Here is a 25,988-nt window from a genome sequence, read left to right as displayed (position 1 = left end):
GGGCGGGCCGGGACGGCCCGCCCATCCGCGCCTAGCCGTTGGCCGCGTCCTCCAGGCCCTGGACGTCGATCTTCCTCATGCCCATCATGGCCTTGGCGGCGCGCTGCGCCCGCTCGGGGTCGGGGTCGCCGATCAGCTCCTGGAGGCGGCGCGGGATGATCTGCCAGGACAGGCCGTACTTGTCCTTGAGCCAGCCGCACTGCGACTCCTCGCCGCCCTCGGTGAGCTTCGCCCACAGCTCGTCGACCTCCTCCTGCGAGTCGCAGTCGACGTAGAGCGAGACGGCCTCGGTGAACGTGAACTCCGGGCCGCCGTTCAGCGCGATGAACCGCTGCCCGGCCAGCTCGAACGTCACCACCATGGCCGCCCCGGTGGGCCCGGGCGTGACCTCGAGGACGCGCGAGTCCTTGAAGAGCGAGGTGTAGAACCCGGCGGCCTCCTCGGCCTGGTCGTGGAACCAGAGGAACGTGGTGATCTTCTGCATGGCGTTTCCTTCCTACGAGGTCTCTCGCCAACGCGTCGAACTCCCCTGGGCCGGATCGACAGACCGGACACCGGATTTTCGCTTTTTTTCTGACGCGCCACCCGCAGGCCGCTAACCAGGCGCCGGCGCGGTGCTCTCGCGGATCACCAGGCTGGTCGCCAGCTCGACCCGCGGCGTGTCGGGCTCCTGGCCGTTGATGAGCTGGATCAGCATGCGGGCGGCCATGGCCGCCATGTTGGCCAGGGGCTGGCGCACGGTGGTGAGCGTGGGGGCGATCCACTGCGCGAAGGACAGGTCGTCGAACCCGACCACGCTCAGGTCCTCCGGCACGCGCAGGCCGCGCGCGTGGGCCGCCCGGTACGTCGCCAGCGCCTGGATGTCGTTGCCCGCGAAGACGGCCGTGGGGCGGTCGGGCAGGTCCAGCAGCTCCATGGCGTGGTGGTAGGCCGGCTCGTGGCTGTAGTCGCCGTGCCGGATCAGGGCGGGGTCGACCTCGATGCCCACCTGGTCGAGCGCGGCGCGGTAGCCGTCGAGCCGGGCCCGCGAGGTCAGCCGGTGCGCGGGACCGGTGATCATCGCGATCCGCCGGTGGCCGAGCTCGATCAGGTGCCTGGTCGCGGTGAAGCCGCCGTTCCAGCTGGTCGAGCCGACCGACGGCACGTCGGGGCCCTCGTCCACGGACGGCTGCACCACCACGAACGGGATGCCCAGCCGCCGCAGCTCGCGCTCCTGGTCGGCCGAGAGCTCGGAGATGACCAGGATCGCGCCGAGCGAGCCGCGCGTGCCGAGGTCGTCGAGCCACTGGCGGGCCAGGTTGCTCCGCTTGTGCACGGCCGAGACGACCAGGCCCATGCCCTCGGCCTGCAGCGCCTCCTCGGCGCCGCGGATCAGCTCCACCGCCCAGGGGTTGTCCAGCTCGTTGATGACGAACTCGATCAGGCCGCCGGGGTGCTCGTAGCGGCCGGGCAGCGTGTAGCCGTGCTGGCCGAGCAGCCGCTGGACCTTGCCCCTGGTCTTCGCGGAGACATCCGACCTCCCGTGCAGCACCTTGGACACGGTCGAGACCGAGACGCCGGCCTGAGCCGCGATGTCGGCCATCGTGCTCCGCCGCTCCGTCGTGATGTCGTCCACTGTTCACATCCTCCCGTCCCCTAAGTCTGCCGTCTCCGGCAAGCCCTTGACGACATCCGACGTTTCGCCTACGTTTCCGGCAGGTTGATGTTTCGCAACCTTTCGCAAACCCTTTGGGGGACTCTACATGGCCCTCACCCGCCGCACCTTCCTCACCGCCGCCACTGCCGCGGCCACCCTGGGCCTGGTGGCCCCGGCACGCGCGGAGGACGCCTTCGACGCGGCCCGCCTGCGGTGGACCGGCATGATCGCGGGAGGCGCGTTCGACCCGGGCGACCCCGACTTCGCCGCGAAGGTGGCCGCCGTCGACTCGGCCGCCGCCTCGCTGCGGGCGTCGATGAGTCCGGATCCGGCCCGCCCGAGCCTGTGGCCGGGCCTGCCGCTCGACGACCCGCGTACCGGGAACTTCAGCCGGGCCTACAGCCAGGTGCGCGGCATGGCCCTGGGCTGGGCGACGCCCGGCACGCGGATGCACCGCGATCCCGCGTTCGCCGCCGACGTGGTGAGCGCGCTGGACTTCCTGTACGAGCACGCCTACAACGAGCGGCTCGAACGGCAGAACAGCAACTGGTTCTGGTGGGAGATCGGCGTGCCGCGCTCGCTGACCGACACCTGCGCGCTCCTCCACGAGGGCATCCCGGCCGGCCGGCTGGACGTCTGGTTCAGGCCGCTGCTGCGCTGGTGCCCGGACGCCGACCACCGCATCAGCAACGCGACGATCACCGAGACCGGGGCGAACCGCACGAACAAGGCCATGGCCGTGGCCATGCGCGGCGTGCTCACCAGGGACGCGACCGCGATCGAGCTGGCCAGGGACGGCATCTCGGACAAGCTCGGCGGCGGCAGGTGGAGCCTGCTCAAGCTGACCGAGGGCCCGCGGGACGGTTTCTACCGCGACGGCTCGTTCATCCAGCACGAGTTCTACCCGTACACCGGCGCGTACGGCACCGACCACCTCGACGGCGTCGCCCGGCTGATCACCCTCTACGCCGGCTCCCCGTGGGACATCGCCGACCCCGACGTGGTCAACGTCTTCGACATCGTGGACCGGTCGTTCATCCCGGTGATCTACGACGGGCTGATGATGGACATGGTCCGCGGCCGGCAGATCAGCGTGCAGGGCTGGCGCGACACGGACGCCGGGCAGAAGGCGCTGGAAGGCATCCTGATCCTGCTGGAGGGCGCCCCGCGCGCCTACGCCGAGCGGTGGCGGCCGGTCATCAAGGGCTGGGTGACGCGCAACACCGTGCACCCGTTCCTGGCCAGGGCGGGACTGCCCGCCGTGCGGCAGGCCAAGGCCATCCTGGGCGACGCCGCCGTCCCGACGGGGCCGCGCACGGAGGGCACGTACGTCTTCGCCGACATGGACCGCGTCGTGCACCGGCGGCCCACCTGGGCGTACGCGATCTCGATGTGCTCGGAGCGGATCGGCGCCGCCGAGGGGATCAACCTGGAGAACCTGCACGGCTGGTACACCGGCGACGGCATGACCTACCTCTACACCGAGGACCTGTCGCACTGGAACGCCGACCACTGGCCGACGGTCGATCCGTACCGGATGCCCGGCACCACCGTCGACACCCGGCGGCGCGAGGACATCCCGCACGGCAGGAACTACCTGCCGCCCGCCAAATGGACCGGCGGCGTGGCGCTCGACGGCCTCGGCGCCGCGGGCATGGACCTGGTCGCCGACGGGAGCACGCTGCGGGCGAAGAAGTCCTGGTTCCTGCTGGACGACTCGGTGATCGCGCTCGGCGCCGGCATCACCGCCTCCGACGGGCGGCGGATCGAGACGGTCGTGGAAGAACCGCAACAGCGAGGCCACGCCCGCCCAGGGCAGGGGCTGGGCGCATCTCGGCGGGACCGGCGGCTACGTGCTGCTCGACCGCGCCAGGGCCGAGGTGCTGCGTGAGACGCGCACCGGGACCTGGTGGGACATCGACCAGGGGCCGACCACCAAGGGCGACACCACGCCGCGGACCCGCACGTACACGACCATCCTCCTCGACCACGGCACGAACCCGGTGGACGCCGGCTACGCCTACGCGGTGCTGCCGGGCGCCTCGGCCGCCGCCACCGCCCGCTACGCCGCCGGGCCGGCCGTCGAGGTGCTGGCCAACACCGCTCAGGCACAGGCCGTCCGGTGCGGGCGGCTGCGGCTGCACGCGGTCAACTTCTGGCAGGCGGGCACGGTCCGGACCCCCGACGGCCCGATCACCGCGGACGGCCCGTGCTCGCTGCTGATCCGCCGCCACGGCCCGACCCTGCGCGTCGCGCTGTCCGATCCCTCGCGCACCGCGCAGACCGTGTCCGTCACGCTGCCCTGGCCGGTCAAGTCGGTCGAGAGCGGCGACGACACCGTACGGCTGGTCCGGACGGCCGACGGGCCCGCCCGGTGGGCCGTCTCCGTCGCGGTCGGCGGCACCCGCGGTCACACCCACTCCGCCGTACTCCGGCTCCACACCTAGGAGGAACGCATGGATCACGCACCCAGCCGCCGCGCGCTGCTCGGCGGCACGATGGCCGGCCTCGCCGTCCCGCTCCTCGGCGGCGCCCCCGCCCGGGCCGCCGCCGCCCAGGCGGCGGGCCCCATCGGCTCCGGCTGGACGGAGATCTTCCCCAGCTACTCCGTCCACCAGCCGCCCGACAGGACCCGCCACACGTACGACGCCGCCACCGGCGAGCACCACTTCTGGGTGTACGACACCGACCCCAGCACCTTCCCCGGCCAGGACTCGGGCCCGCGTAGCGAGCTGCGCTTCCACAACGACTACACCTCGGGGGACGCGCAGTTCGAGTGCGACATGAAGATCGGGGCGGGCACGCACCGGATGTGCGTCATGCAGGTCTTCGGCGGCGCGACGTCGGCGACGGCGTTCATGACGCTGGCCATGAACACCGACAGCATCAACTACTACGACTCCACGACGCAGATCTACGCCCCGGTGTACGACAAGTACATCCGGCTCAACGTCGTCCACGAGACCGGCATCGGCAAGATCCACATCTTCGTCAACCGCCAGTACCGCACCAGCTTCAACGACCGCGGGGCGGCCACCCACTACTTCAAGGCCGGCCTCTACGGCCGGGCAGGGATGTCGGCGCGCAGCGACAACTACCTCAAGAACATCCACACCTATCGCAAGTGACACCCGGTCGGCCCGCTCCGTTCCCAGGGGCGGGCCGCCTCGTTAGAGTGCCGATCATGGAGCCGACGACCGCGGAACAGTACCGGCGCTTCGCGTCGAGGGAGGCCCGCGGCTCGTCGCCGCTGTACGAGCAGCTCGCCTCCGGGGTGGCCGACGACCCCGACCTGATCGCGCTGCTGTCCGGCCTCCCGCCCGCCAAGCGGCAGCCCAACCTGCTGTTCGCCGCCGCCCGGTATGTCGCGGGGACGCCCGCCGGCTACCAGGAGTTCCGCCGGTCCGTGCTCGACCACCGCGACGCGGTCGTCGCCACGATGCTCGCCCGCCGTACCCAGACCAACGAGGCGGCCCGGTGCGCCGGTCTCTACCCGCTGCTCGCCTCGCTCCCGCAGCCGCTGGCGCTGCTGGAGGTCGGCGCGTCGGCCGGGCTGTGCCTGCTGCCCGACCGCTACGGCTACGACTACGACGGACGCCTGGCGGGGGACGTGGACAGCCCGTTGCGGCTGCGCTGCCACACCGAGGGCGAGTCGCCCTTCGCCGATCCGCTCGGCGAGGTGACCGTCGCCTGGCGGGCCGGCATCGACCTCAACCCCCTCGACGTCACCGACCCCGACGACGTCCGGTGGCTCCGGACGCTGGTCTGGCCCGGCCAGGACGACCGCCTGCGGCGCCTGGACACCGCCCTCGACGTGGCGCGCCGGGATCCGCCCCGCATCGTGCGGGGAGACCTCAACGCGCTGGTCGGCGAGGTGGCCGCCCAGGCGCCCGAGCACGCCACGCTCGTCGTCTACCACACCGCGGTCCTCTACTACGTGCCGGACGACGGGCGCGCCACGTTCGTGGAGCAGGTCCAACGGCTCGCCGGCCACTGGATCGCCCAGGAGGACCCGGGCGTCCTACCCGGCGTGGACGCCCAGCTCCGCGAGCGGCCGCCGACGGACGTCCTCACCTACGCGCTCGCGCTCGACGGGCGTCCCGTCGCGTTCTCCGCGATGCACGGCGGCTGGCTCCGCTGGCTGCCCGCCTGAGACCTGGCCCTCACTCGCGCGACGCGAGCGTGTCCGCCGGGCGGGAGCTCAGCGCGAACCTGCCCGGGACGGCCGTGGCCACCAGCGCCAGGGCCGCCACGGCGGCGACCACCGCGAGGTACGCGACCGGCGGCACGTACGGCAGCGCCGAGCCCGTCATCCCCGCGCTGAAGGCGGCCAGCGTCACCAGCGAGATCGCCGTCCCGAGGGCCACCGCCACGACCGTCGCCGTCAGCGTCTCCGCGCGCAGCATCCGCGCCGCCTGCCGCCGCGTCGTGCCCACCACCCGCAGCAGGGCGAGCTCCCTGGACCTGGCCAGGGTGGACATGGCCAGCGTGTTGACCACGGCGATCGCGCAGAAGGCGATGATCAGGCCCATGGCGACGTACGTGACCGCCGCGTTGGGGCTCTCCACCTGCGCCGCCCCGGCCCCGTCGAGCACCGGCACGCCGGACGCCCGCCGGAGCGCTTCCCGGTCCCCGCCGGAGACCAGGACGGTGCCCCGCGGGTCGTCCACGTGGCCCGCGACGAGCTCCCGGGAAAGGGTCAGGTCGCCGAAGCCGAGACCGCGGGCGTAGATCGCGACGACCCGCACCTCGGCGGGGGTGCCGTCGCCGAGCACCAGCTTGAGCCGGTCTCCCAGGGCGGCGTCCAGGCGGTCGGCGGCGGTGCGGCTGATCGCCGCCGACGTGTTGCCGAGCCCGTCCAGCGAGCCCGCCACCACGTCCAGATCCATCGTCCGGTCCAGGCCGACGGGCGTGACGGCCTGGACGGCGTACTTCTCGAGGTCGATCCTTACCGACGTGCGCAGCACCTCCGTGACGGCACGCACGCCGGGCACCTGGCGCGCGGCGGCGGCCGAGGCGCCGGGCCCGAGCACGCGGTCGGCCCTGACGCCCGCGCTCAGCTCGCCCTGCGCGGCGTGTCCCATGGTGGTCTGCACGAACAGGATCGTGCACGTCATCGCCGTCATCAGAGTCAGCGGCACGATCACCGAGGCCAGCCGTCCGGTGCCGGCACGCAGGCTCTTGCGCGCGAGATAGCCGGCCACGCCGGGCGCGCGCAGCGGCAGCGCCGTCACCGCCCGCGCGACCACCGGCCCGAGCAGGGCGACCGCGATCGTCCACACCAGCGCGGTCAGCATGGTGACCGAGCTGGAGGCCGCCTCCGTGTTCAGGCCGGACAGCACGATCGTCAGGACCACGCCGCCGGCCAGAGCGAGCAGGCCCGCGACCAGCCGCACCGGCGGGATCCCGGCGGCGGGCATCGCCGTCTCTCCCAGCGCCTCCACCGGCCTGATCCGCGCCGTACGGCGGGCGGAGACGCGCGCCGCCACCCACGCGGCCACCAGCGTGGTCAGGACCGCGACGATCGGGGGGAACGGGCTGACCACCAGCCGCAGGTTCGCCGGCATCGCGCCCAGGTCGACGAACCTGGACCGCAGCCAGAACCCGAGCAGGATCCCGGCCCCGGAGCCGAGCGCCCCGGCGACCGCGCCGATGAGCAGGGCCTCGCCGCCGACAAGCCTTCTGACCTGCCCGGGGAGGGCGCCGACGGCCCGCAGCAGGGCGATCTCGCGCCGGCGCTGCTGCATGGACAGCGCGAACGTGCCCACCACGACGAGGATCGCCACCAGCAGCGAGGTGCCGCCGAGCGCGCCGCCCAGGCTGATGAGCTTGACCCGGGCGTTCTCCGCCTCGGGGAACTCGACCGCGCCGCGCTCGTCGCCGGTGTAGGCCACGGCGCCCTTGACGGCGACCTCGACCCCGGGCCAGACGCCGATCGCCGTCACCAGGCCCTCACGTCCGGCCAGGCGGCGGGCCTCGCCGGTGGCGAAGAAGATCGTGTCCTGGCCGGGCAGCGCCTGCGCGGTCACCCCCACCACGCGGTGGCCGGGGATCGCCCGGCCGGCGTGGCGGGCGTCCACGACCACCTCGTCCGCGGCCTTGGGAGCGCGCCCCTCGGCGAGCGTGAACGGGGTGAGCGCGGCCGACTCCCAGCCGTGGGCGGTGAACCCGGCGTAGGGGAAGGTCACCTCGGTGACCACCTTCGTCACTGCGGGCTCGCGGGCGAGATCCTGCGCCAGGGAGGCCGGGATCCACCTGCGCTCGGACAGGAGCTTGGCCTTCTCCTTGCCGCTCTCCTTGGCCTGCCGGACATACTGGTCGCCCGCCACGATCACGGGGGCGCCGGCGTACCGCTCGGGCGCCACCCCGCCGCGCAGGCCCGTGTCCAGCAGCATCCCGCACGCCGTCACCAGAGCCGCCGCGCACAGCAGGGCCACGAACGCGCCGGCGAACCCGGCCTTGCGGTGGCGGAGCATCCTCAACGCGAAGGAGATCATCAGTTCCACGCCCCCAGCCCGGTCATGCGCCCGGCCACCTTCTCGGCGGTGGGAGCCGCCATCGCGTCCACGATCCGGCCGTCGGCCAGGAACAGCACGTTGTCGGCGTACGAGGCCGCCACCGGGTCGTGGGTGACCATCACCACGGTCTGGCCCAGCCCGGAGACCACCTCCCGCAGGAGGGTCAGCACGTCGCGGGCGGTCATCGTGTCCAGCGCGCCGGTCGGCTCGTCGCCGAACACCACCTCCGGCCTGGTCACCAGCGCCCTGGCGATCGCCACGCGCTGCTGCTGGCCGCCGGAGAGCTCGGCCGGGCGGTGCCCGGCACGGCCGTCGAGGCCCACCCGGTGCACGACCTCCCGCAGCCAGCCCTGGTCGACCCGGGCGCCGGCCAGCATGAGCGGCAACGTGATGTTCTCCGTCACGGTCAGCGCGGAGACCAGGTTGAAGGCCTGGAACACGAAGCCGACGCGCTGCCGGCGGAGCTCGGTCAGCGCGTTCTCGTCCATGCCCGCCAGGTCGGTGCCGCCCAGCCGTACCGATCCCGAGCTGGGGACGTCGAGCCCGGCCGCACAGTGCAGGAACGTGCTCTTGCCCGAGCCCGAGGGGCCCATGACGGCGGTGAAGGTGCCCCGGGGGATGGCGATCGACACCTCGCGCAGGGCCGCCACCGCGCTCCGGCCCCTGCCGTACACCTTGCTCACCGCGTCCAACCGCACTGCCTCTGTCATGCCTCAAGCCTGCTGATCTGCGCTTTCAGCCACCAGAGAGCCGGTCACCACCCCGCCATGACCTCATCATGATCCGGACATAATGGTCAGGTGATCCGCATTCTCCTGGCCGAGGACCAGCACGTCATCAGGGAGGCGCTCGTGGCCCTGATCAGCATCGAGCCCGACATCGAGGTGGTCCAGGCGGTCGAGTCCGGGGACGCGGTGGTCTCCGCCGCCCTGGTGCACAAGCCGGACGTGGCCGTCCTGGACGTCGACATGCCCGGCGCGATCGACGGCCTCGACGCCGCCGGCGAGCTGCGCGCGAAGCTGCCGGGCTGCCGCACGCTCATGCTCACCGGCCACGGCAAGCCGGGCCACCTCCGCCGCGCGCTCGCCTCCCAGGTGGACGGCTTCATCCTGAAGACCGCCTCGCCGGAGGAGCTGACGGGCGCGATCAGGAAGGTGGCGCGGGGCGAACGGGTCCTCGACCCGTCGCTCGCCAGCACCGCGTGGAACCTGGCCGACAACCCGCTCACCTCGCGCGAGGCCGACGTCCTGCGGCTGGTCGCGGCGGGCGCCGAGGCGACCGAGATCGCGGGCCAGCTCTTCCTGACCGCGGGGACCGTCCGCAACTACATCACCGCGATCGTCGCCAAGCTCAACGCCCGCAACCGCACCGACGCCGTACGCATCGCCACCGAGGCGGGCTGGATCTAGATCGGGACCGTGGCGGTCAGCTCGAAGCAGCCGTCCTCCTGGGACACGGCCAGCCGCCCGTCGAGGGCCGTCAGCCGGGTGGTGAGGTTGCCGATCCCGGCCGAGCCGCGGCGTCCCTCCGCGGCCCGTGCCCCGTCGTTGCGCACGCTCAGCCGTACGGCGCCGTCCCGTACGGACGTCGTGATCGTGCACCGGCGGGCCGAGCTGTGCCGCAGGACGTTGGTGACGGCCTCCCTGAGCACGATGCCGAGCGTGGTGTCGGCCTCCCCGGCGAGGGTGTCGTGGCCCAGGTCGAGCAGGACGTCGATGCCCGCGGTCGCCAGCAGCGAACGGGCCGACTCCGCCTCGGTGGCCAGGGACAGCTCCCGGTGCCCGCCCGACACCGTCCGCAGGTCCCGCATCGCCTGCTCGGTCATCGACAGGACGTCGTCCAGCTCCTTGCGCGCCCGCTCGGCGTCGAGGCGGCGGGCGAGCTCGCTCTTGAGCAGGATCGCCGCCAGGGTGTGCCCGAGGAGGTCGTGCAGGTCACGGGCGGCGCGCAGGCGTTCCTCGACGACGGCCGCGCGGGCCGGGCCGTCCTGCGACTCGTGCAGCTCCCTGGCCAGCTGGGCGAGCTTGAGCAGCCCGTACACGACCAGGCCGGTCACGACCGTGCTGATCGGGTAGTTGACGATCAGCGGGACCGGCAGGCCGAGCAGCACGCCGGCCGCCGCGACCACCGCGACGATGGCCGCCACCAGCGGCAGCGCCGCCGCCCACGGGAAGGCCAGCAGGATCGGCCCCGCCAGGAACCCCGCCACACCCAGCCACGCCTGCCCGAACAGCGGGATCGGCGCGAACGTCAGCACCGCCATGATCGACAGCGCCACCGGGTGCCGCCCCTCGACCGATCGCAGCTGCATGAAGACGATGACGGCCAGCGGGATCGCCGGCCACGGCGAGCCGGCCACCAGCAGCGCCTTGGCCGAGAACCCCACCAGCACGGCCGCCAGCAGCGCCATCGGCAGCACGCTGCCACCCGGGTCGGGCACGGGCTCGGTGACCGTGGCGGGCAGCCTCGCCTCCACCGTCACCAGGGCCTCGTCGGTGAGCCCGACGGTGAGCGTGCCGCCTGCCTCCTCGACCTGGGCCGGCAGGTCGCCCAGGCTCTCGTCGCCGGCCGTGCGCGCGCCGTCGTGGGAGACGCGCAGCCGTACCGTGCCCGCCTCCGTGAAGGTCTCGATGCGGCAGGTGGTGGCCGTGCGCCGCCGTACGATCTCCGTCACGGCCTCCCGGAGCACCGCCGCCAGGAGCGCTCCCGCGGGACCCAGCGGCTCGGCGTGCCCGACGCGCACGTCCACGGTGACGCCCGCGGCGGTCAGCATGGCCTTTGCGGTGGTGGTCTCGGGGGCCAGGGACATGGCCCGGTAGCTCGCCGCCGCGGCCCTGGCCTCGGCCAGCGAGCGGCGGGCGGTCTCCACGTCGGGCTCGCCCGTCCGGGCGCCGTCGGCGATCGCGGCCAGCGCCCTGCCCAGGCCCGCGCTCAGCTCGGCGGCGATGCGCAGCCGCTCCTCGGCCGCCGCCGTCACCGCCAGCGCGAGCCTGGCCGCGTTCACCTCGTCGATCCGGTCGATCATCTTCGTCAGGCCGTAGACGACCAGGGAGATCAGCACCATGCTGATCACCGGGTCGGCGGGGCCGAGCAGCGCGGCGCTCGCCGCCACCGCCAGGGCGAGCGGCCACAGCCGGGTCAGCAGCAACGTCCCGCCGACGAAGCCGAGCACGCCGACGGAGGAGCCGGACAGCAGGACCGACCCGTACGCCAGGACGGCCTGGAGGGGGACCAGCCACCACGACCGCCACCGGGCGAAGGCGACCTGCACCCCGAACACGGCCAGCGCCAGGGGCGAACCGGCGGCCACGTAGATGCTCGCGAAGCCCGCGAACACCACGACAACGATCAGCATCGCCCGCTTGTGCACCCGAGCAGCCTAGGAGACGCCGGGTGCCGGGGATCAGGCGGAGGTCCCGACCGCGGCGGCGGGGACGCGCCGCCCGGCCGACGCCCTTGGCCTGCGGGCGGAGACGGCCAGGACGGCGGCCGCGCAGACCGAGACCAGCCCGGCGAGAGCGGCGGCGGCGCCGAGCGTCGACGCGTCGGGGTGGACGAGAGCCTGCCCGCGCTGCGCCTGCCACAGCACCAGCCCCGTGAGCCCCGCGTACCCGAGCGCGGCGACGACCACCAGCGCGGTACGGGTGCCGGCGCCCGCGAGGACCGGGAAGCGCCGGGCGAGCAGGCGCAGGCCGATCGCGACCAGCGGGAGCACCTGCAGGGCGTGCAGGCCGACGAAGTGCGCCACCCGCAGGTCGCCCGCGCCGGTCTCCCACCCGGTGACCGCCATGCCGGCGCCGCCGTCGGGCGCGCCGACGCTGTGCGCGCCGATCGTGGTCAGGCTCAGCCCCCTGGCCAGCCCCTCCGCCTGACCGGGGGTGGGAGCGGTCATCAGGTAGCCGACGGACATGCCCGCGAGCGAGATGGCCAGCCCCAGCGGGATCGCCCACGCCATCGCCCGGTCCAGGCGGCGCTGCGCCATCAGGAGGATCCCCATCGCGAAGGTCAGCAGCCAGCCCAGATACGCGGCGCCACCCATGATCATGAACACCGTCTCGTCCGGCCCGGTGGCGAAGTTGAAGTGGCTGCGCACGCCCCGTGCCGCCTGGAAGGTGATGGCCGTGATCTCCGGGAGGAGGAAGCCGCCCACGGTCACCGTGCCCAGCCACCACAACGTCCGCCGCCACCGCCGGGCCTGGCCGATCATCCAGGCCAGCGTGAGCGCGTAGAGCCCGAGGGAGATCGCGAACTTGATCGGCTTGAGCCACACCCCCTGGCCCATCAGCGTCCGCCCGTCCACCGCGAGCCCGATCGCGCAGCCGACGGCCAGCACCGCCATCGCCGCCGCGCAGTAGCTGAGCGGACCATGCCACGCGGACGTGGCCTTGCGAAAGTCCCGGCGCTGCAGCAGGGCACCCATGACGACTCCTTCACATCGACTGAGTGCAACTCTGCTGGTCAGCGGCCTGCCCAACCAGAGACGTGATCACCGGCCAGGCATGACCTCGTCACGAACCGGGCATCTTGTTACGGCCGGGCCGATAGTGCCGAGACTGTACTGGTCAGTCTCCGATTTATACGTTTTCTTGACGCCCTGACCAGGCTAATCACCTCTTTGGCCTGGATAGTGTGCGATGCGTATTTATGCGGCCATTTCGGAGGGGTGACCGTTATGGTGCTGGCGAAAAGGCCGGCCCCCACGGAAGGGACGCTGCGTTCCTGGTTGCTGGAGGGTTTGCAGACCGACCGGAAGCAGATCGAGCACGGTCCTCATGTGAAGCACCCGTGGTGGCGGGTGATGTGCCTGACCGGCGTGGACTACTTCTCCACGCTGGGCTACCAGCCGGGCATCGCGGCGCTGGCGGCCGGGCTGCTCTCGCCGCTGGCCACGTTGTTCCTGGTGGCGCTCACGTTGCTGGGCGCGCTGCCGGTCTACCGCCGGGTCGCGGTCGAGAGCCCGTACGGGCAGGGCTCGATCGCGATGCTGGAGAAGCTGGCGCCGCAGTGGTGGGGCAAGCTGTTCGTGCTGGTCCTGCTCGGCTTCGCGGCCACCGACTTCGTGATCACGATGACGCTGTCGGCGGCGGACGCGACCGCCCACATCCTGGAGAACCCGTTCGTGCCGGGCTTCCTGGCCGGGGAGCGGGTCATCGTGACGCTCGTGCTGCTGGCCCTGCTCGGCGGCGTGTTCCTGATGGGCTTCACCGAGGCGATCGGCATCGCCGTGGTGCTCGTCTTCGTCTACCTGGCCCTGAACGCGGTCGTGGTCGCGACGGCCATCGTGCACGTGCTGGAGGCCCCTCAGGTGGTCGTCGACTGGAAACGCGCGCTGAGCCTGGACTTCTCCAGCCCGCTGGCCATGATCGGCCTGTCTCTCGTGGTCATGCCGAAGCTGGCGCTGGGCCTGTCCGGGTTCGAGACCGGTGTGGCGGTGATGCCGGTGGTCAAGGGCGAGATCCAGGAGCGGATCAAGGGCACCAGGCGGATGCTCACCACCGCCGCGCTGATCATGAGCGTCTTCCTGATCTTCTCCAGCTTCGTCACCACCGTGCTCATCCCGCACCAGGAGTTCGAGCCCGGCGGCAAGGCGAACGGCCGGGCGCTGGCCTACCTGGCGCACGAATATCTGGGCAACTGGTTCGGCACCGTGTACGACATCTCCACGATCGCGATCCTGTGGTTCGCCGGGGCCTCGGCGATGGCCGGGCTGATCAACCTGGTGCCGCGCTACCTGCCCCGGTACGGCATGGCGCCGGAGTGGACGGGCGCGATCCGGCCGCTGGTGCTGGTGTTCTCGGTCATCGCGTTCGCCATCACGATCATCTTCGACGCCGACGTGGACGCCCAGGGCGGCGCGTACGCCACCGGCGTGCTCGTACTCATGCTCTCGGCCGCGGTCGCGGTGACGCTGTCGGCCGGGAAGCAGGGCCAGCGCAGGGCCATGGCCGGGTTCGCGCTCATCTCGTTCGTCCTGGCCTACACCCTGATCGACAACGTCTTCGAGCGGCCGGACGGCGTCAAGATCGCCTCGTTCTTCATCGCGAGCATCGTCGGCCTCTCGCTGATCTCCCGCGCCACCCGCTCCACCGAGCTGCGGGTCACGGCGGTCCACCTGGACCCGCTGGCCGAGCAGTTCGTCAACGAGGCGGCGTGCGGCGAGATCCACGTGATCGCCAACGAGCCGCACGAGCGGGACCAGGCCGAGTACAACGACAAGTTGCGCGAGGCGTGGGTCACCCACCGGCTGCGTCCCGCGGAGCCTGTCCTGTTCGTGGAGGCGACGGTGCCGGACGCCTCCGAGTTCGAGTCGGAGCTGCACGTCAAGGGGGAGGAGCGGTACGGCCACAAGATCCTGTCGGTCGAGACCTCCGCGGTGCCGAACGCGCTGGCCGCGCTGCTGCTGCATCTGCGCGACCGGACCGGCTCCGTGCCGCACATCTACTTCCACTGGACCGAGGGCAATCCGGCCGTCGCGATGCTGCGGTACCTGGTCTTCGGCGGCGGCGACGTGCCGCCGGTGACCAGGGAGGTGCTGCGCCAGGCCGAGCCGGACCCGGAGCGGCGGCCGCGCGTCCACGTGGGCTGACCATGGGGCGGCGGCCTCCAGGTCCGCCAGCTCGTCCAGGTACGTCACGGCCGGCTCGCTTGCGGCGCCCGCGTACGTACTCGCCGGCTTGCGGCGCCCGCGTACGTACTCGGCGCGCGAGTCGCGCCCAGCCGTCGCTCATGCCGACCAGACTTCCCGGCGCACCGTGCACAAGCAGTACAAGACCGCGCTGCCCGCGGAGGGCATCGGCGTCGTCATCGACCCGGCGGGCACGATGTTCAGGCCCGCGAAGCGCGTGCCTGACCGGCCGCCGCACCGCGTGAATAACGCGTCAACGGCCGTGGCGTGCGCGAAGTAATGCCGTAGAAGATATCGCCCCCGCGGGCCCGGGCGGGTTTTATGAAATTGCTCCCACAGAAAGGATGGTCGATGCGCGGGCGTCCTGTGGAGATGCTGCTTCCGGCCGGGTTCGTGTGGGCGGTCGGCGCTTGCGTCGTCGCCGCGCTGGCTTTCTCCGAGGCCACGGCACGCATCGTCGTCATGGCGGTGGCGGTCGGCGTGTTCGGCGCCTGGGTGCGGCGCTATTTCGCCGCACTGGCGACGGGCGCGATGTCGTGGTGTTTCGCAACGGGCTTTCTGGCGCATCCCCAAGGCCAATTGGCCTTCGGAACCGACGACCTGCTCCGGCTGGCCGCGTTCACCGCCGTGGCGCTCGTGGGCTGCGCCTGGGGATACGTGTGCGGTGCCCGCCGCCGGCACCGCCTGATGCGGGCGGACCTCCGTCGTGCCCCCGTGATCCTCGGGCGATTACACGGGCGTCCCGAGGAGCTGCCGCACGAGGCGCAGTGACGGTTCAGACCTTCTCGATCAGGTCCTGGATGCCCTTCAGGACGGCGTCGGCCCCTTCGATGTGGATCCAGCTGTGCGAGGCGTTCTCCAGCACGCGGTTCTCGCCGCGGGAGACCGAGGCGGCCAGGTCGGTGTACATGGCGCGCTTGGCCTCGTTCTGGCGGCGCAGCATCTCGGCCGGCAGGTACAGCTCCTGGCCGGGGTCGATGCCCTGGGCGGTGAAGGCGATCAGCGGCACGTCGGGCACCTGGCCGCCGTTCCTGACCTCCTCGGCCAGCTCGGCGAGGTTCGCGCGCTCCCGCATGCCGTCGGCGAACGCGGCGGGGTCCAGGTGCCGGGCGACGAGGGCCTCGCGGATGTCAGAAGGCCAGCTCGCGAACATGCCGTTGAGCAGGGCCCGCGCGCCTTCGACCAGCTCGGCCGGGATCTCGGTGACGGTCTCGTCGAGCGCCTGCGCCTGCGTGAGCCGGAACGGCTCGGGCACGTAGGCGTCCCACTCCTCGTAAAGGATGTCCAGGGCGACCAGCCCGGCCACCTCGTCGGGGTGGAGCTGGGCGAAGCGGCGCGCGTGCAGCCCGCCCAGGGAATGCCCCACCAGCACGTACGGCCCCGGAACGCCGGCGACCCGCAGCAGGTCGTACAGCTCGTCGGCGGCCTCGGCGGCGGTGCGCGGCAGCCGGGTGGGGTCGCTCCAGCCGGTGCCGCCGCGGTCGTAGATCACGCTGGTGGTGAACGTGCCGACCTGCTGGTGGAGGTTGAGGTAGTCCAGGCCCATGGCGGCCGCGCCGGGCAGGATGACGACGGCGGGACCGCCGGCGCCGGCGCGGTCGAGGAACAGCCGCCTGCCTCCGACCTCGTAGCGGCGGCCCAGCGGGGGCGTGATGTTCTGGCTCATGAGAACTCCTGTGGTTGAAACGCCAGGTCAGGTGAGAGGGCCGAGGTACGTGCCGCCGGACACGTCGATGGTCTGGCCGGTCACCCACCGGCCCTGCGGCCCCGCCAGGAAGCCGACGACGTCGGCGACGTCCTCCGGCTCGCCGAGCCGCCCGAGCGCCGTGATCGACTCCAGCCCGGCCACCACCTCGGGGATCGAGGTGTAGCCCGCGGTCATGTCGGTCCGCACCGCGCCGGGGGCGACCGTGTTCACCGTGATCCCGCGCCTGCCGAGCTCGTTGGCCAGGGTCGGGGCCATCGACGCGAGCGCCGCCTTGCTGATGGTGTAGCCGATCTGCGTGGTGACCGCGAAGCGGCTGGCCGTCGAGCCCATGTTGATGATGCGGCCGCCGTCGTTCAGCAGCGGCAGCGCGCGCTGGATCACGAAGAACGGCGTGCTGACGTTGATCGCCAGCACCCGGTCCAGCTCCTCCGGGGTGGTCTGCGAGATCGGCTTGGCCGAGCCGATGCCCGCGTTGTTGACCAGGACGTCCAGCCCCCGTCCCGCGAGCCCGGCGGCCAGCCCCTCGAACAGCTCGTCCACCGCGCCCGCCTCGCCGAACCGGGCGCGGACGGCGAACGCCTGGCCGCCCGCCTCCTCGATCCGGCCCACGGTCTCCTTGGCCGCCACGTCGTTCCCGCCGTAGTGGACGGCGATCAGAGCGCCCTCGGCGGCCAGCCGCAGCGCCACCGCCCGCCCGATGCCTCGCGACCCGCCCGTGACCAGCGCCGTCTTGCCCGCCAGAACGCCCATCTTCTGCTCCTTGCCAGCGGCCGGTCCTCGGTGCGGATCCGGCGATGGCTCAACCCTGGCGGCACCGCCTCACCGCGTACTCACCACACGCTCACCACGCCTCACCGCCATTGCCAGCTGGGGTAGCCGCCGTCGAGGGCGCGGGCCGCGTAGCCGTGCTCGCTCAGGACGCGTACGGCCTCCGAGGACACCGCGCAGTACGGCCCGCCGCAGTACGCCACGATCTCCCTCTCCCTGGGCAGCTCGTCCAGGCGTTCGCGCAGCTCGGCCATGGGCAGGGAGATCGCCCCCGGCACGTGCCCGGCCGCGTAGTCGGCGGCCGGGCGCACGTCCACGACCAGCGTGCCGGGGTCGGCCAGGCGGGAGGCCAGCTCGTCGGCGGTCACCCCCTCAAGGGGCCCGAGCCGGGTCCGTACGGCGTCGCGCAGCTCGGCCAGCCGCCCCTCCGCGAACCCCCGCAACTCCGCCAGGAACCGCGACACCCGCTCGTCCGCCAGCCGGTAGTAGACCCGCTGGCCGTCCTTCCTGCTGGTCACCAGATGGACGGCCCGCAGCTGCTGGAGCTGGGCGGAGGTGTTCTTGAGCGCCACCCCCGCCGCCTGGGCCAGCTCCTCGACCGTGTGCTCGCGCTGGCCGAGCACGTCCAGCAGGCGCAGCCGCACCGGGCTGGCCAGGGCCTTGCCGATGCGGGCCAGCTGCTGGTAGATCGGCTCCTCCGGGGACTCGGACATCAGACCATGTACTGGTCGTGACGCAGGTACAGCTCGGTCCACTCCTCGGGGCCGAGCTCGCGGCCGGTGTTGGAGATGTCGGCGAGCTCCTCGAAGTACGCCTCGCGGGGCGCGCCCGGGGTGAAGAGGATCAACATGGAGGCCGGCTCGCCCGATTCGTTGCGGAAGGCGTGCACGCCGCCCTCGGGCACGTACAGGAAGTCGCCGGTCTTACCCTCGGCCCACTTCTCGCCGTTGAAGAGCCTGATGGTGCCGGACAACACGTAGAACGACTCGGTCATCGTGCGGTGGAAGTGCGCGCCGGGACCGGACGGGCGCGGGCCCATCTCCCACCGGTACAGGCCGAACGCGCCGTTCGTCGAGCCGCCCGTGCCGAGGTAGTGCACCTGCGTGCCGCTGGCCATCGACAGGTCGGGCGGGGTGTCCGCCGTGCGCAGGACACCACTGTGCTCGCCGGACTCTGCCAGGTATCGGGGCTCGGGGTAAGACATGTCCACTCCTTCTCATGTTCTAAGGAATTTTAGAATATCCCCTTCACTCCCGGCCGGCCAGATCACGATTTGGCGAAGCGCGCCGCGCCTCAGTGATCACGATCACTAGTTTCTGACCGAGCGCGAGGAGAGGAACAGCGCCCGATGCCGCTCGATCTCACCGCACTGCACGAGGCGGAGCTCCTGCGCGGCGCGCTCCGCGGGCCATGGCCACCGGCCGTCCTCCGCGCCTGCCGCCGGGCGCTCCCGCGCCTCCTCGCTCTCCCCGGCCCCGAACGGCTCGAGTTCCTGCGCGCGACCGCCGCGGCCGAGGAGCCGGAGGCCCTGGCGGCATTGGCCGCGGCAGGGCCGGGGACGTGGGCCCTGGCGTGGGAGACCGGCGAGCGGCCCACGGCCTTCCACGTGTGCCCGGCCCGGCACGACGGCCCGGTCCGGGCGGTGGCGGTGGGCGAGTTCGGGGGCCGTACGTTCGTGGCCAGCGGCGGCGACGACCACGTGGTGCGGCTGCGCGACGCGTTCGACCAGTCGGGGCCGGACCTGGAGGGCCTTACGGCGAGCGTCCGCGCCTTGGCGTTCGGCGTGGTGAACGGCCGCCCGGTGCTGGCCGGTGGCGATCACGACGGCACCATCCGTACGTGGGACCCGCTCACCGGAGCGCGCGGGTTCGCCCGAGAGACGACCGCGGGCCACCCGTCGGCCCTGGCCTTCGTCGCCGCCGAGAGCGGGCGGGTGCTGCTCGCCGTGGCGATCGGGTACGACGATGACGAGATCCTGGCCGCCGACCACGACGGGCGCGTCGACCTGCTGGACCCCGTCACCGGCGAGCTCGTACGCGAGCTGCGTGCGGAGTGGGACGAAACGGTGCTCGACCTCGCGGTGGCGAAGCTGGGCGAGCGTACGGTGCTGGCCTCCCTGGGCTACGACACGCTGTACGTGTGGGACCCGGCCACCGGCGAGCGGTTGGGCACCGCCGGACTGAACGATGTCTGGCCGGACCTGGAGAACGACGGGTTCGCTCCGCCCCTGCTCGTGGGCATGTGGAACGGGCGGCCCGAGATCGGCGTGGTGGTCCGGATCGAACACCCGCCGGACTACACGGTGCAGAGCCGCGAGTCGGTCTACCTGAAACTGGAGAACCTCGGCGATCGGGCCCGCGGCCGGGGGTTCGACCGCGACCAGGGTCCGGTGGCCATGACGACCCACGCCAGGCAGAACGTGATGCTCGTGGCGAACCACACCGACACCGGCCGGGCGTGGGAACGGCCCGCGAAGGCAGTGATCACGTACCTGGGCGACGGGACGGACGTCCATCTGGACGCCGACACCCGCCTGATCACGGCCGCCGCGTTCGGGAGCCTGGAGGGCGGCCTCTGCCTGGCCACGGCCGGGCTCGACGGAACGGTGCAGCTCTGGGACGCGCAGACGCCGCACCGGCACCGGCGGATCGGCTACGGCGGGTCGGGGCTGGCGCTGTTCACCACGGCGCAGGGCGCGCCCGCCCTGGCCGTCGGCACGCACAGTGACACCGTGCTCGTCGTGGACGCGGTGAGCGGAGAGAAGATCGGCTCGGTGGGCTGCCGCCAGAGCGGCCGCGGCCACGACTGCGACCTCTCGCCGTACGACCACTGCTGCCGAGGGCTCGCGGCCGGGAACGCGGCCGGTCGGCCGTACCTCGCGAGCAGCGGCTGCGCCGCGTACGGCACCATGCTGTGGCAGCCGCTGAGCAAGATCCGCGGGATCGCGCGGAAGGACGACGCCACGGGCGGCCGGGTCACCTTCGGCACCGGCGGCCACGCCTCACCCACCGCTCTCGCCTTCGGCGAGGTCGACGGCCGCGTGCTGCTCGCAGCCGGGGCCGAGGTGTGGGACCCGGTCACGCAGGAGTGCGTGGCCAGGCTGCCCAGGTGGGGGTTCGCGCTGAGCGAGAGCGCCTTCGGCAGGGCCGGGGACCAGCCGGTGCTGGCCACCCGGCGCGACAACGAGGTGGATCTCTGGGATCCGCTGACCGGCCGCCATCTCCAGGTGCTCGACGTGGACGACACCGGCGAGGGGCTGGCCATGGGCCGGATCGCCGACCGCGACGTGCTCGCCGTCGCCAGCGGCAGGTACGTGCACCTGTGGGACACCACCGCCTGGGAACGCCGCGAGTGGATATCGCACACCTCGACCGTCACCTGCCTGAGCCTCGCCGAGCATGGGGACCGGCTCCTGCTGGTGACCGGGACCGAGGACGGCACGGTGACCCTCTGGGACGCCGCCTCCCAGCGCCGCCTCGCGATCCTGGGCGCGTTCGCCCGCCCGGTCCGCTCCGTCGCGGCGACGACCATCCGGGGGAGCCTGCACGTGTACGGCCAGTCCCACTACGGCCGCGTGCTCGCCTGGCGAGTCGACGCTCCCTAGTCCTCCTCTTCGTCGTCCTTGTCCCAGTCGTCCCCGACCAGGTGCAGCGCCCATTCCGGGACCTCGTCCAGGTTGTTGCCGGAGGCGTCCAACTCCTCCAGCGAAGTCAGGCCCGCCAGGCTTTCCGGCAGTTCCCCCAGCTCGTTGTCCGCGACGTCCAGGCGCGTCAGCGTCGCCAGGCCGCCGAGGGAGGCCGGGAGGCTTTCCAGGAGGTTCCCGTGGAGGTCGAGCAGCGTGAGGGACGGATACTCGCCGAGCCATTCAGGAACCAGGGTGATGTGGTTGTCGCTCAGGTCGAGCACGTTGAGCGAGCCGAAGCTCCGCAGGCAGGGCGGGACGGATGCGAAGGCGTTCCCGGCCAGACTGAGCTCTCGCAGGGAGGCGAGGCTCGCGAGTGGTTCGGGAAGGTCGCGGAGCCGGTTTCCGGTCAGGTTGAGCTCGCGCAAGGAGCGCAGCTCTCCCAGCCAATCCGGGACTTCCGCGATCTGATTGAAGGGTAAGCGCAGCCGAGTGATGCCGGTCAGCTCCCTCACGGACTCCGGAACCCGTTCGAGCCGGAGGTTTGCGAGGCTTCCTGTCGATCTGACAAAAAGCTATGGTGTCCTCATGCGCGCCGACCAATGGGAACCGCCGGCCGTCCTGCTCGCGGTCGATCTGGTGATCTTGACCCTCCGTGACGCACGCCTGCATGTACTGCTCGTCGAACGCGGGATCGAGCCCTACAGGGGCGCGCTCGCCCTGCCGGGAGGATTTCTCCGCGACGAGCACGAGGGCATCGAGGCGGCGGCGCGGCGGGAGCTGTCCGAGGAGGCCGGGCTGGTCGACGTGCATCTGGAGACGCTGGGGGTGTACGGCGAGCCGGGGCGCGATCCCAGAGGTCGCGTCGTGTCCGTCGCCCACCTGGCCATCGCGCCGCGCCTGCCGGAGCCCGTCGCCGGGACCGACGCGGCCGGCGCCTGCTGGACTCCGGTGGAGGACGCCTTGTCCTCCGGCGTGGAACTGGCGTTCGACCACAGGCGGATCATCGCCGACGGCGTCGAACGCGCGCGCACCAAGCTCGAGTACACCGCGCTCGCCACCGCGTTCTGCGGCGAGACGTTCACCATCTCGGAGCTCCAGCAGGTGTACGAGGCAGTGTGGGGGGTCCGGCTGGATCCCCGGAACTTCTACCGCAAGGTGCAGGGCTCACGTGGCTTCATCGTCGCGGACGGCCCGATGCGGCGCACGGCGAACGGCCGCCCCGCCCGGCTCTTCAGAGCGGGTCCGGTCCAGATGCTGAATCCCCCCATGGTCCGTTCGGTCCATGTCATGCCGCAGAGCGGATCGGCGGTTCAGACCGCAGCCGAGGAAGGCGGGCAGGCATGAACGAGCGTCCCATCGTGATCCTCACCGCACTGGACCTGGAGTATCAGGCCGTCCTGAAGCACGTGGCCGATCCGCGGCCGCATCGCCATTCCGCTGGCACGCGGTTCGAGGTCGGCAGGATCGCGGATGGCGGATGCCGGGTGGCCTTGGGACTGGTCGGCAAGGGAAACCATCCCGCCGCGGTGCTCGCCGAGCGGGCGATCGCGGAGTTTGCCCCGTACGCCCTACTGTTCGTGGGCGTGGCCGGGGCCCTCTGGCCCGACATCGGCCTGGGCGACGTGGTGGTTGCGACCCACGTGTACGCCTATCACGGTGGCACCAGCGAGGACGACGGGTTCAAAGCGCGCCCGCGCGTCTGGGAGATCTCCCACGAGCCGGATCAGATCGCCCGCCATCTCTACAGGAGCGGATCCTGGAGCCGGTGCCTGCCCGAAGGGGCAGCCGTGCCGAAGGTGCGCTTCGGGCCCATCGCGGCCGGCGAGGTCGTGCAGGACTCCAGGATCTCCGCGCACGCCCACTGGGTTCGCCAGACGTACAACGACGCGCTCGCCATCGAGATGGAAGCCGCCGGTGTGTCGCAGGCCGGCCACCTCAACAGGTCGCTGCCGACGGTCGTGGTGCGGGGCATCAGTGATCGGGCGGACGGCACCAAAGTGACCAGCGACGGAGCCGACTGGCAGGTGAGGGCGGTGGCCAACGCGGCGGCGTTCGCCATCGCCCTCGCGCAGGAATTGGCTCTGGAGCCGCACCACGGGCGATCTGCCGATGCGGCGGGGAACGGGAGGGCCGAGAGCGTGCGGATCATCGCCCGCGGCCATGCGCACGTGGGCGTGCAGGCAGCGAACATCTACGGCGACATCTTGATACCGCAGGCGTCAGGAGGTGTTCTCGATCCTGCGGCCCAGCTCATGGAGCTTCGCGACAAGCTCAGAAGGGCATTGAAGACCCACGAGTTGGACGAGGTCACCTTCGCCGCGGCGGAGGAAGAGATCGCCATCGCCACCGCATTTCTGTCAGAGCGCACCGGACACGGCCCGCGAAAAGCAACGATCGCGCTCAAGAGACTGCGCGGTTTGCTGGCGGACGTGTCTCATCTGGCCTCGCACGTGTCGTCCGTCATCGCCGCGCTTTGAGGCCTCCGACGAGTGCCTCTGACGCCATGAACAAGTGGCTGGGATTCCTCGTAACTAGTGTGCAAGGCCCCGTACAGCTCCTTTTGTTTGATGGGTTCATCGACATACAGAGTCGATGAACGAGGCTGGGAGGTAGCCGATGTCGGAGCGGTATAAGAATGTCGCCGAGGGCAACGCTCGCGTCGGCGCACAGATCGGCAAGGTCGTGGGGAACGTCACCGTCGGATCCGCGCCACCCCGTGAGGATGATCTGCGGGCCCGGGTGGCCGAGCTGCGTGCGGCGATGCGCCGATCGGTCGCGTCGGGAGCGCTCGAGGCCGAGGTCCACAGAGCGGCGGAGGCCGAATTGGCCGAGGTCGACTCCTATCTCAAGAGCGGTGGCGATGAACGCCGCGGGAAAATGGTGCTCGCGCTGAAGAAAGTGCGGGGCCTGCTCGGCGACGTCGCCGACGTCGCGTCGATCGCCGCCGTCGTCCTCGCGGCGGGTCAGGGGCTGAACCGATGAACGGCGGCTGGCACGGCGCCACCAACGTCGCCATGGACGACGCGCATGTTGATGCGCAAATAGGCTATTTAAATGGAAATGTCACCATATATACCGTGGCTTCCAGTGATCCTCCACAGCGTAAATACGAGGTCGGGCTCGCGTATCTCAACGGAGACATGCCCCGGAGGGCAGAGCAGCTGATCGAGGAAGCGGCGATGTGCGGCCACGAGTCCAATGAAGTGGCCTATTACTGGGTCCTGGCGACGCTGAGCGATCGCACGCTCGACCATCTCGGGGAGACCGAGTTCGCCCACCTGGCGGCGGCCGGTGCGATGGCCGCGAGGTTCCCGCGCGACCCATGGCGGCAGGCGTTCGAGGCGGTGATGGAACTCACCCACTGTATCGCCGAGGACGATTCCGAGGCGCTCGACGACAAGCGCATGGCTGCCGCGATCGAGGCGTATCAGGCCCTGCCGAGGGAACGGCAGGACGAGATTCACCGCCACCTCGAAATGATCATGGGAGGGTGGATCCAGGACCGGATCGAGGCCCTGGAGAGAGACCATGTGAAGGAGATGCGCGTCAGCGGTAATCGCCGGCACCGTGTCTGGAAGTTCTTCGAACCCGTCCCCGAGCCGCCCAGGAAGACCATGCGGCCCAGGCCCGTCCTGGATCCCAGCAAGCGGTTCAAGGTCATCACCGGCGTCGTGCTCGGCGGGCTGGGAGCTCTCTGGATGGTCGGCCTCATGGCAGCGGACAGCCCGATCGCCCTGGCCGTCGTGCTCGTGCTGGTCGGGGCCTGGTTGATCGCCACCTTCAAGATCGGCCTGCCGCAGCGCTCCACGGACCAGCGTCCACAGCCGACGTGGCGGCACGCAGGCTTCGGCGAGGCGGTCTCGGCCAGCGTCGACCACTGGTTCGACAAGTCAGGGCCGTCCGATCCTGTTGCGGCACGGCAGTGGCAGTGGGCCAGCACACCGGTACGGGCGGCGCTGAAGGCCGACCTGCTTCACCTGTACGGCGGCGACCAGCAGTCGGTGGGGCCGATCAGGTGGCTCATCAGGTGGTACGCCAGTAACGCCGCGCAACAATTCCGCACCGGCGTCCAGCTGACTCCCAGCGGCCCACCGGCCGCCGTCGTGGCCGGCAACGCAGCACTGGTGCTCGCCGGGCTGATCGCGCTCGTCGGCACGGCGACCGCCAGCTTCCTCGGCATGCTCGGAGTCGGTCTTCTGCTGGGCCTGGCCGCGGCTACGGCCTGGTCCGACACGTTCGACTATCTTGCGGCGGTCATCCGCCATCCGCGTGACAACGAGGAGTCGCACCGGCGGTTCATCGCCGAGCAGCAGGAGTACGAACGCTGGTCCGGCGTGCTCGCCGACCGGCCCACCGACATTGAGATGGCCGCGTGGCTGGATTACGACAAGATGATGATCAAGTCGCAGGCCCTGAAGGACTACGGTCTGAGCAACCGCGATGTCATCGCGCACCTCACACTGACCGAGGCCGACGACCCCTGCCTGCGCGCTCGAGTACGATACGGCCCACCCCGCTACTCGGCCTACAAGGTGCTGCTCTTCCTGCTTACCGCGGGCGGCGTGCGGCAGGTCACCGTCAGACTTGACTTCGCCACGGCCACCACGCACAACGAGGAGCGCACCACGTTCAGGTACGAGATGATCGCCTCGGCAAGGGTCGTAGAGGCGAGCGTGCGCTTCGAACACGGCCGCCGGCACGTGCTGGTCCGAGACAAGATCCGCCCGTACGAACAGCCGAACCTGGTCTTCAGACGGGCTTTCCAGCTCTCGCTTGTCAATGCCTCCTCCATCGAGGTCCTCGTGGACAACTACGAGGAAGGCCTGATCGACCGCGTGCAGGAGAACATCAACTACCTCTACGCCCTGGCGCTCGACGTCTCGGGCGTGACAGGAGCGCTCAGGATCCTGGAGGCGGTGTCCGCGGAGGGCAGGGAGTGGCTCGCCCACGAACGCGACCGTCGCCGGCGCAGACTGCGCGACTTCCGAGAAAGCCAGAAACTCCCTGGCGCCGTCGGCACGCAGCAGCTGCCGATGATCCTGCCCGGCATGCGCGACGAGGTCCCCCCGGAGGACTGAGCCCCATACCGCTGAACGGGTACGTCGAAG

Annotated in this window: 23 protein-coding genes and 1 pseudogene; 13 read left to right on the top strand and 11 right to left on the bottom strand. The window is 71.4% G+C overall.

Annotation, left to right across the window (positions count from 1 at the left end; all coding sequences use genetic code 11):
* Nucleotides 1–31: 31 nt before the first annotated feature.
* Nucleotides 32–484: a VOC family protein gene (locus tag AB0J87_RS44930; RefSeq protein ID WP_363977040.1), complete on the bottom strand. Its 453-nt coding sequence runs from the start codon at nt 482–484 to the stop codon at nt 32–34.
* Nucleotides 485–595: 111 nt separating this feature from the next.
* The gene (locus AB0J87_RS44925) at nt 596–1,615 is read right to left on the bottom strand and encodes a LacI family DNA-binding transcriptional regulator (protein ID WP_363977037.1); all 1,020 of its coding nucleotides are present in this window, start codon (nt 1,613–1,615) and stop codon (nt 596–598) included.
* Between the two features lie 127 nt (nt 1,616–1,742).
* Here AB0J87_RS44925 and AB0J87_RS44920 point away from each other — a divergent pair.
* The 4 genes and pseudogenes from AB0J87_RS44920 to AB0J87_RS44905 all read left to right on the top strand — a co-directional run.
* A pseudogene (locus tag AB0J87_RS44920) lies at nt 1,743–3,621 on the top strand (polysaccharide lyase 8 family protein); the annotation flags it as partial.
* An 18-nt stretch (nt 3,622–3,639) separates the two neighbouring features.
* Complete coding sequence (locus tag AB0J87_RS44915; RefSeq protein ID WP_363977575.1) at nt 3,640–4,083, top strand: polysaccharide lyase beta-sandwich domain-containing protein; 444 nt, start codon at nt 3,640–3,642, stop codon at nt 4,081–4,083.
* A 9-nt stretch (nt 4,084–4,092) separates the two neighbouring features.
* The gene (locus AB0J87_RS44910) at nt 4,093–4,764 is read left to right on the top strand and encodes a polysaccharide lyase family 7 protein (protein ID WP_363977034.1); all 672 of its coding nucleotides are present in this window, start codon (nt 4,093–4,095) and stop codon (nt 4,762–4,764) included.
* Between the two features lie 56 nt (nt 4,765–4,820).
* Nucleotides 4,821–5,789: a DUF2332 domain-containing protein gene (locus AB0J87_RS44905; RefSeq protein WP_363977031.1), complete on the top strand. Its 969-nt coding sequence runs from the start codon at nt 4,821–4,823 to the stop codon at nt 5,787–5,789.
* Nucleotides 5,790–5,799: 10 nt separating this feature from the next.
* Here AB0J87_RS44905 and AB0J87_RS44900 read toward each other — a convergent pair whose 3' ends face one another.
* Together AB0J87_RS44900 and AB0J87_RS44895 are read right to left on the bottom strand one after the other, a co-directional pair.
* A complete protein-coding gene (locus AB0J87_RS44900; protein WP_363977572.1) occupies nt 5,800–8,133 on the bottom strand; it encodes an FtsX-like permease family protein in 2,334 nt (777 codons plus the stop codon).
* Nucleotides 8,133–8,864, bottom strand: a complete 732-nt coding sequence (locus AB0J87_RS44895; protein ID WP_363977028.1) for an ABC transporter ATP-binding protein — start codon at nt 8,862–8,864, stop codon at nt 8,133–8,135. Before AB0J87_RS44895 ends, AB0J87_RS44900 begins: the two co-directional genes overlap by 1 nt.
* A gap of 90 nt (nt 8,865–8,954) precedes the next feature.
* Between AB0J87_RS44895 and AB0J87_RS44890 the strand changes: the two genes are divergently transcribed.
* On the top strand, nt 8,955–9,563 hold the full coding sequence (locus AB0J87_RS44890) for a response regulator transcription factor (RefSeq protein WP_363977025.1): 609 nt from the start codon (nt 8,955–8,957) through the stop codon (nt 9,561–9,563).
* Here AB0J87_RS44890 and AB0J87_RS44885 read toward each other — a convergent pair.
* Together AB0J87_RS44885 and AB0J87_RS44880 are read right to left on the bottom strand one after the other, a co-directional pair.
* Nucleotides 9,560–11,509, bottom strand: a complete 1,950-nt coding sequence (locus AB0J87_RS44885; protein WP_363977022.1) for a histidine kinase — start codon at nt 11,507–11,509, stop codon at nt 9,560–9,562. The two genes, AB0J87_RS44890 and AB0J87_RS44885, sit on opposite strands and share 4 nt — an antisense overlap.
* A gap of 48 nt (nt 11,510–11,557) precedes the next feature.
* Nucleotides 11,558–12,574 (bottom strand): hypothetical protein, encoded by a 1,017-nt coding sequence (locus tag AB0J87_RS44880; protein WP_363977019.1) that lies wholly within the window; start codon nt 12,572–12,574, stop codon nt 11,558–11,560.
* Nucleotides 12,575–12,928: 354 nt separating this feature from the next.
* On the opposite strand from AB0J87_RS44880, the gene AB0J87_RS44875 reads away from it, so the two are divergent.
* The 3 genes from AB0J87_RS44875 (at nt 12,929) to AB0J87_RS44865 (ending at nt 15,550) form a co-directional block, all read left to right on the top strand.
* Nucleotides 12,929–14,740 (top strand): amino acid transporter, encoded by a 1,812-nt coding sequence (locus AB0J87_RS44875; protein WP_363977016.1) that lies wholly within the window; start codon nt 12,929–12,931, stop codon nt 14,738–14,740.
* Nucleotides 14,741–14,828: 88 nt separating this feature from the next.
* On the top strand, nt 14,829–15,059 hold the full coding sequence (locus tag AB0J87_RS44870; RefSeq protein WP_363977013.1) for a hypothetical protein: 231 nt from the start codon (nt 14,829–14,831) through the stop codon (nt 15,057–15,059).
* Between the two features lie 71 nt (nt 15,060–15,130).
* Entirely contained in the window at nt 15,131–15,550 is a 420-nt protein-coding gene (locus tag AB0J87_RS44865) for a hypothetical protein (RefSeq protein WP_363977010.1), read from the top strand.
* A gap of 4 nt (nt 15,551–15,554) precedes the next feature.
* Here AB0J87_RS44865 and AB0J87_RS44860 read toward each other — a convergent pair whose 3' ends face one another.
* The 4 genes from AB0J87_RS44860 to AB0J87_RS44845 form a co-directional block, all read right to left on the bottom strand.
* Nucleotides 15,555–16,445 carry an alpha/beta hydrolase gene (locus AB0J87_RS44860; protein ID WP_363977007.1) on the bottom strand — a complete coding sequence of 297 codons (891 nt, stop codon included), beginning with the start codon at nt 16,443–16,445 and terminating at the stop codon, nt 15,555–15,557.
* A 27-nt stretch (nt 16,446–16,472) separates the two neighbouring features.
* On the bottom strand, nt 16,473–17,237 hold the full coding sequence (locus AB0J87_RS44855; protein WP_363977004.1) for an SDR family oxidoreductase: 765 nt from the start codon (nt 17,235–17,237) through the stop codon (nt 16,473–16,475).
* Between the two features lie 101 nt (nt 17,238–17,338).
* A complete protein-coding gene (locus tag AB0J87_RS44850; protein ID WP_363977001.1) occupies nt 17,339–17,968 on the bottom strand; it encodes a metalloregulator ArsR/SmtB family transcription factor in 630 nt (209 codons plus the stop codon).
* Nucleotides 17,968–18,459 carry a cupin domain-containing protein gene (locus AB0J87_RS44845; protein WP_363976998.1) on the bottom strand — a complete coding sequence of 164 codons (492 nt, stop codon included), beginning with the start codon at nt 18,457–18,459 and terminating at the stop codon, nt 17,968–17,970. The genes AB0J87_RS44850 and AB0J87_RS44845 overlap by 1 nt, the downstream gene beginning before the upstream one ends.
* 144 nt (nt 18,460–18,603) lie before the next feature.
* On the opposite strand from AB0J87_RS44845, the gene AB0J87_RS44840 reads away from it, so the two are divergent.
* Nucleotides 18,604–20,859 carry a hypothetical protein gene (locus AB0J87_RS44840; protein WP_363976995.1) on the top strand — a complete coding sequence of 752 codons (2,256 nt, stop codon included), beginning with the start codon at nt 18,604–18,606 and terminating at the stop codon, nt 20,857–20,859.
* Here the strand turns inward: AB0J87_RS44840 and AB0J87_RS44835 are convergent.
* The gene (locus tag AB0J87_RS44835) at nt 20,856–21,392 is read right to left on the bottom strand and encodes a leucine-rich repeat domain-containing protein (RefSeq protein ID WP_363976992.1); all 537 of its coding nucleotides are present in this window, start codon (nt 21,390–21,392) and stop codon (nt 20,856–20,858) included. The genes AB0J87_RS44840 and AB0J87_RS44835 overlap by 4 nt on opposite strands.
* Nucleotides 21,393–21,465: 73 nt before the next feature.
* On the opposite strand from AB0J87_RS44835, the gene AB0J87_RS44830 reads away from it, so the two are divergent.
* The 4 genes from AB0J87_RS44830 (at nt 21,466) to AB0J87_RS44815 (ending at nt 25,958) form a co-directional block, all read left to right on the top strand.
* Complete coding sequence (locus tag AB0J87_RS44830) at nt 21,466–22,224, top strand: NUDIX hydrolase (protein WP_363976989.1); 759 nt, start codon at nt 21,466–21,468, stop codon at nt 22,222–22,224.
* The gene (locus AB0J87_RS44825) at nt 22,221–23,357 is read left to right on the top strand and encodes a 5'-methylthioadenosine/S-adenosylhomocysteine nucleosidase (protein ID WP_363976987.1); all 1,137 of its coding nucleotides are present in this window, start codon (nt 22,221–22,223) and stop codon (nt 23,355–23,357) included. The genes AB0J87_RS44830 and AB0J87_RS44825 overlap by 4 nt, the downstream gene beginning before the upstream one ends.
* Before the next feature lie 139 nt (nt 23,358–23,496).
* Complete coding sequence (locus tag AB0J87_RS44820) at nt 23,497–23,862, top strand: hypothetical protein (RefSeq protein WP_363976984.1); 366 nt, start codon at nt 23,497–23,499, stop codon at nt 23,860–23,862.
* Nucleotides 23,859–25,958: a hypothetical protein gene (locus AB0J87_RS44815; protein WP_363976981.1), complete on the top strand. Its 2,100-nt coding sequence runs from the start codon at nt 23,859–23,861 to the stop codon at nt 25,956–25,958. Before AB0J87_RS44820 ends, AB0J87_RS44815 begins: the two co-directional genes overlap by 4 nt.
* The last annotated feature ends 30 nt before the right edge of the window (nt 25,959–25,988 follow it).

Source organism: Nonomuraea sp. NPDC049625 (assembly GCF_040675285.1).
In the GTDB taxonomy this organism is placed as follows: domain Bacteria; phylum Actinomycetota; class Actinomycetes; order Streptosporangiales; family Streptosporangiaceae; genus Nonomuraea; species Nonomuraea angiospora_A.
This window is presented reverse-complemented; position numbering and strand designations above follow the sequence as displayed.

Excerpts from the sequence above, each read along its gene's own strand:
- AB0J87_RS44900 (WP_363977572.1), bottom strand. The coding sequence starts at position 8,133 with ATGATCTCCTTCGCGTTGAGGATGCTCCGCCACCGCAAGGCCGGGTTC.
- AB0J87_RS44840 (WP_363976995.1), top strand. The coding sequence starts at position 18,604 with ATGCCGCTCGATCTCACCGCACTGCACGAGGCGGAGCTCCTGCGCGGC.
- AB0J87_RS44885 (WP_363977022.1), bottom strand. The coding sequence starts at position 11,509 with ATGCTGATCGTTGTCGTGGTGTTCGCGGGCTTCGCGAGCATCTACGTG.
- AB0J87_RS44855 (WP_363977004.1), bottom strand. The coding sequence starts at position 17,237 with ATGGGCGTTCTGGCGGGCAAGACGGCGCTGGTCACGGGCGGGTCGCGA.
- AB0J87_RS44830 (WP_363976989.1), top strand. The coding sequence starts at position 21,466 with ATGCGCGCCGACCAATGGGAACCGCCGGCCGTCCTGCTCGCGGTCGAT.
- AB0J87_RS44905 (WP_363977031.1), top strand. The coding sequence starts at position 4,821 with ATGGAGCCGACGACCGCGGAACAGTACCGGCGCTTCGCGTCGAGGGAG.
- AB0J87_RS44825 (WP_363976987.1), top strand. The coding sequence starts at position 22,221 with ATGAACGAGCGTCCCATCGTGATCCTCACCGCACTGGACCTGGAGTAT.
- AB0J87_RS44880 (WP_363977019.1), bottom strand. The coding sequence starts at position 12,574 with ATGGGTGCCCTGCTGCAGCGCCGGGACTTTCGCAAGGCCACGTCCGCG.
- AB0J87_RS44820 (WP_363976984.1), top strand. The coding sequence starts at position 23,497 with ATGTCGGAGCGGTATAAGAATGTCGCCGAGGGCAACGCTCGCGTCGGC.
- AB0J87_RS44845 (WP_363976998.1), bottom strand. The coding sequence starts at position 18,459 with ATGTCTTACCCCGAGCCCCGATACCTGGCAGAGTCCGGCGAGCACAGT.
- AB0J87_RS44865 (WP_363977010.1), top strand. The coding sequence starts at position 15,131 with ATGCGCGGGCGTCCTGTGGAGATGCTGCTTCCGGCCGGGTTCGTGTGG.
- AB0J87_RS44910 (WP_363977034.1), top strand. The coding sequence starts at position 4,093 with ATGGATCACGCACCCAGCCGCCGCGCGCTGCTCGGCGGCACGATGGCC.
- AB0J87_RS44895 (WP_363977028.1), bottom strand. The coding sequence starts at position 8,864 with ATGACAGAGGCAGTGCGGTTGGACGCGGTGAGCAAGGTGTACGGCAGG.
- AB0J87_RS44815 (WP_363976981.1), top strand. The coding sequence starts at position 23,859 with ATGAACGGCGGCTGGCACGGCGCCACCAACGTCGCCATGGACGACGCG.
- AB0J87_RS44930 (WP_363977040.1), bottom strand. The coding sequence starts at position 484 with ATGCAGAAGATCACCACGTTCCTCTGGTTCCACGACCAGGCCGAGGAG.
- AB0J87_RS44850 (WP_363977001.1), bottom strand. The coding sequence starts at position 17,968 with ATGTCCGAGTCCCCGGAGGAGCCGATCTACCAGCAGCTGGCCCGCATC.
- AB0J87_RS44860 (WP_363977007.1), bottom strand. The coding sequence starts at position 16,445 with ATGAGCCAGAACATCACGCCCCCGCTGGGCCGCCGCTACGAGGTCGGA.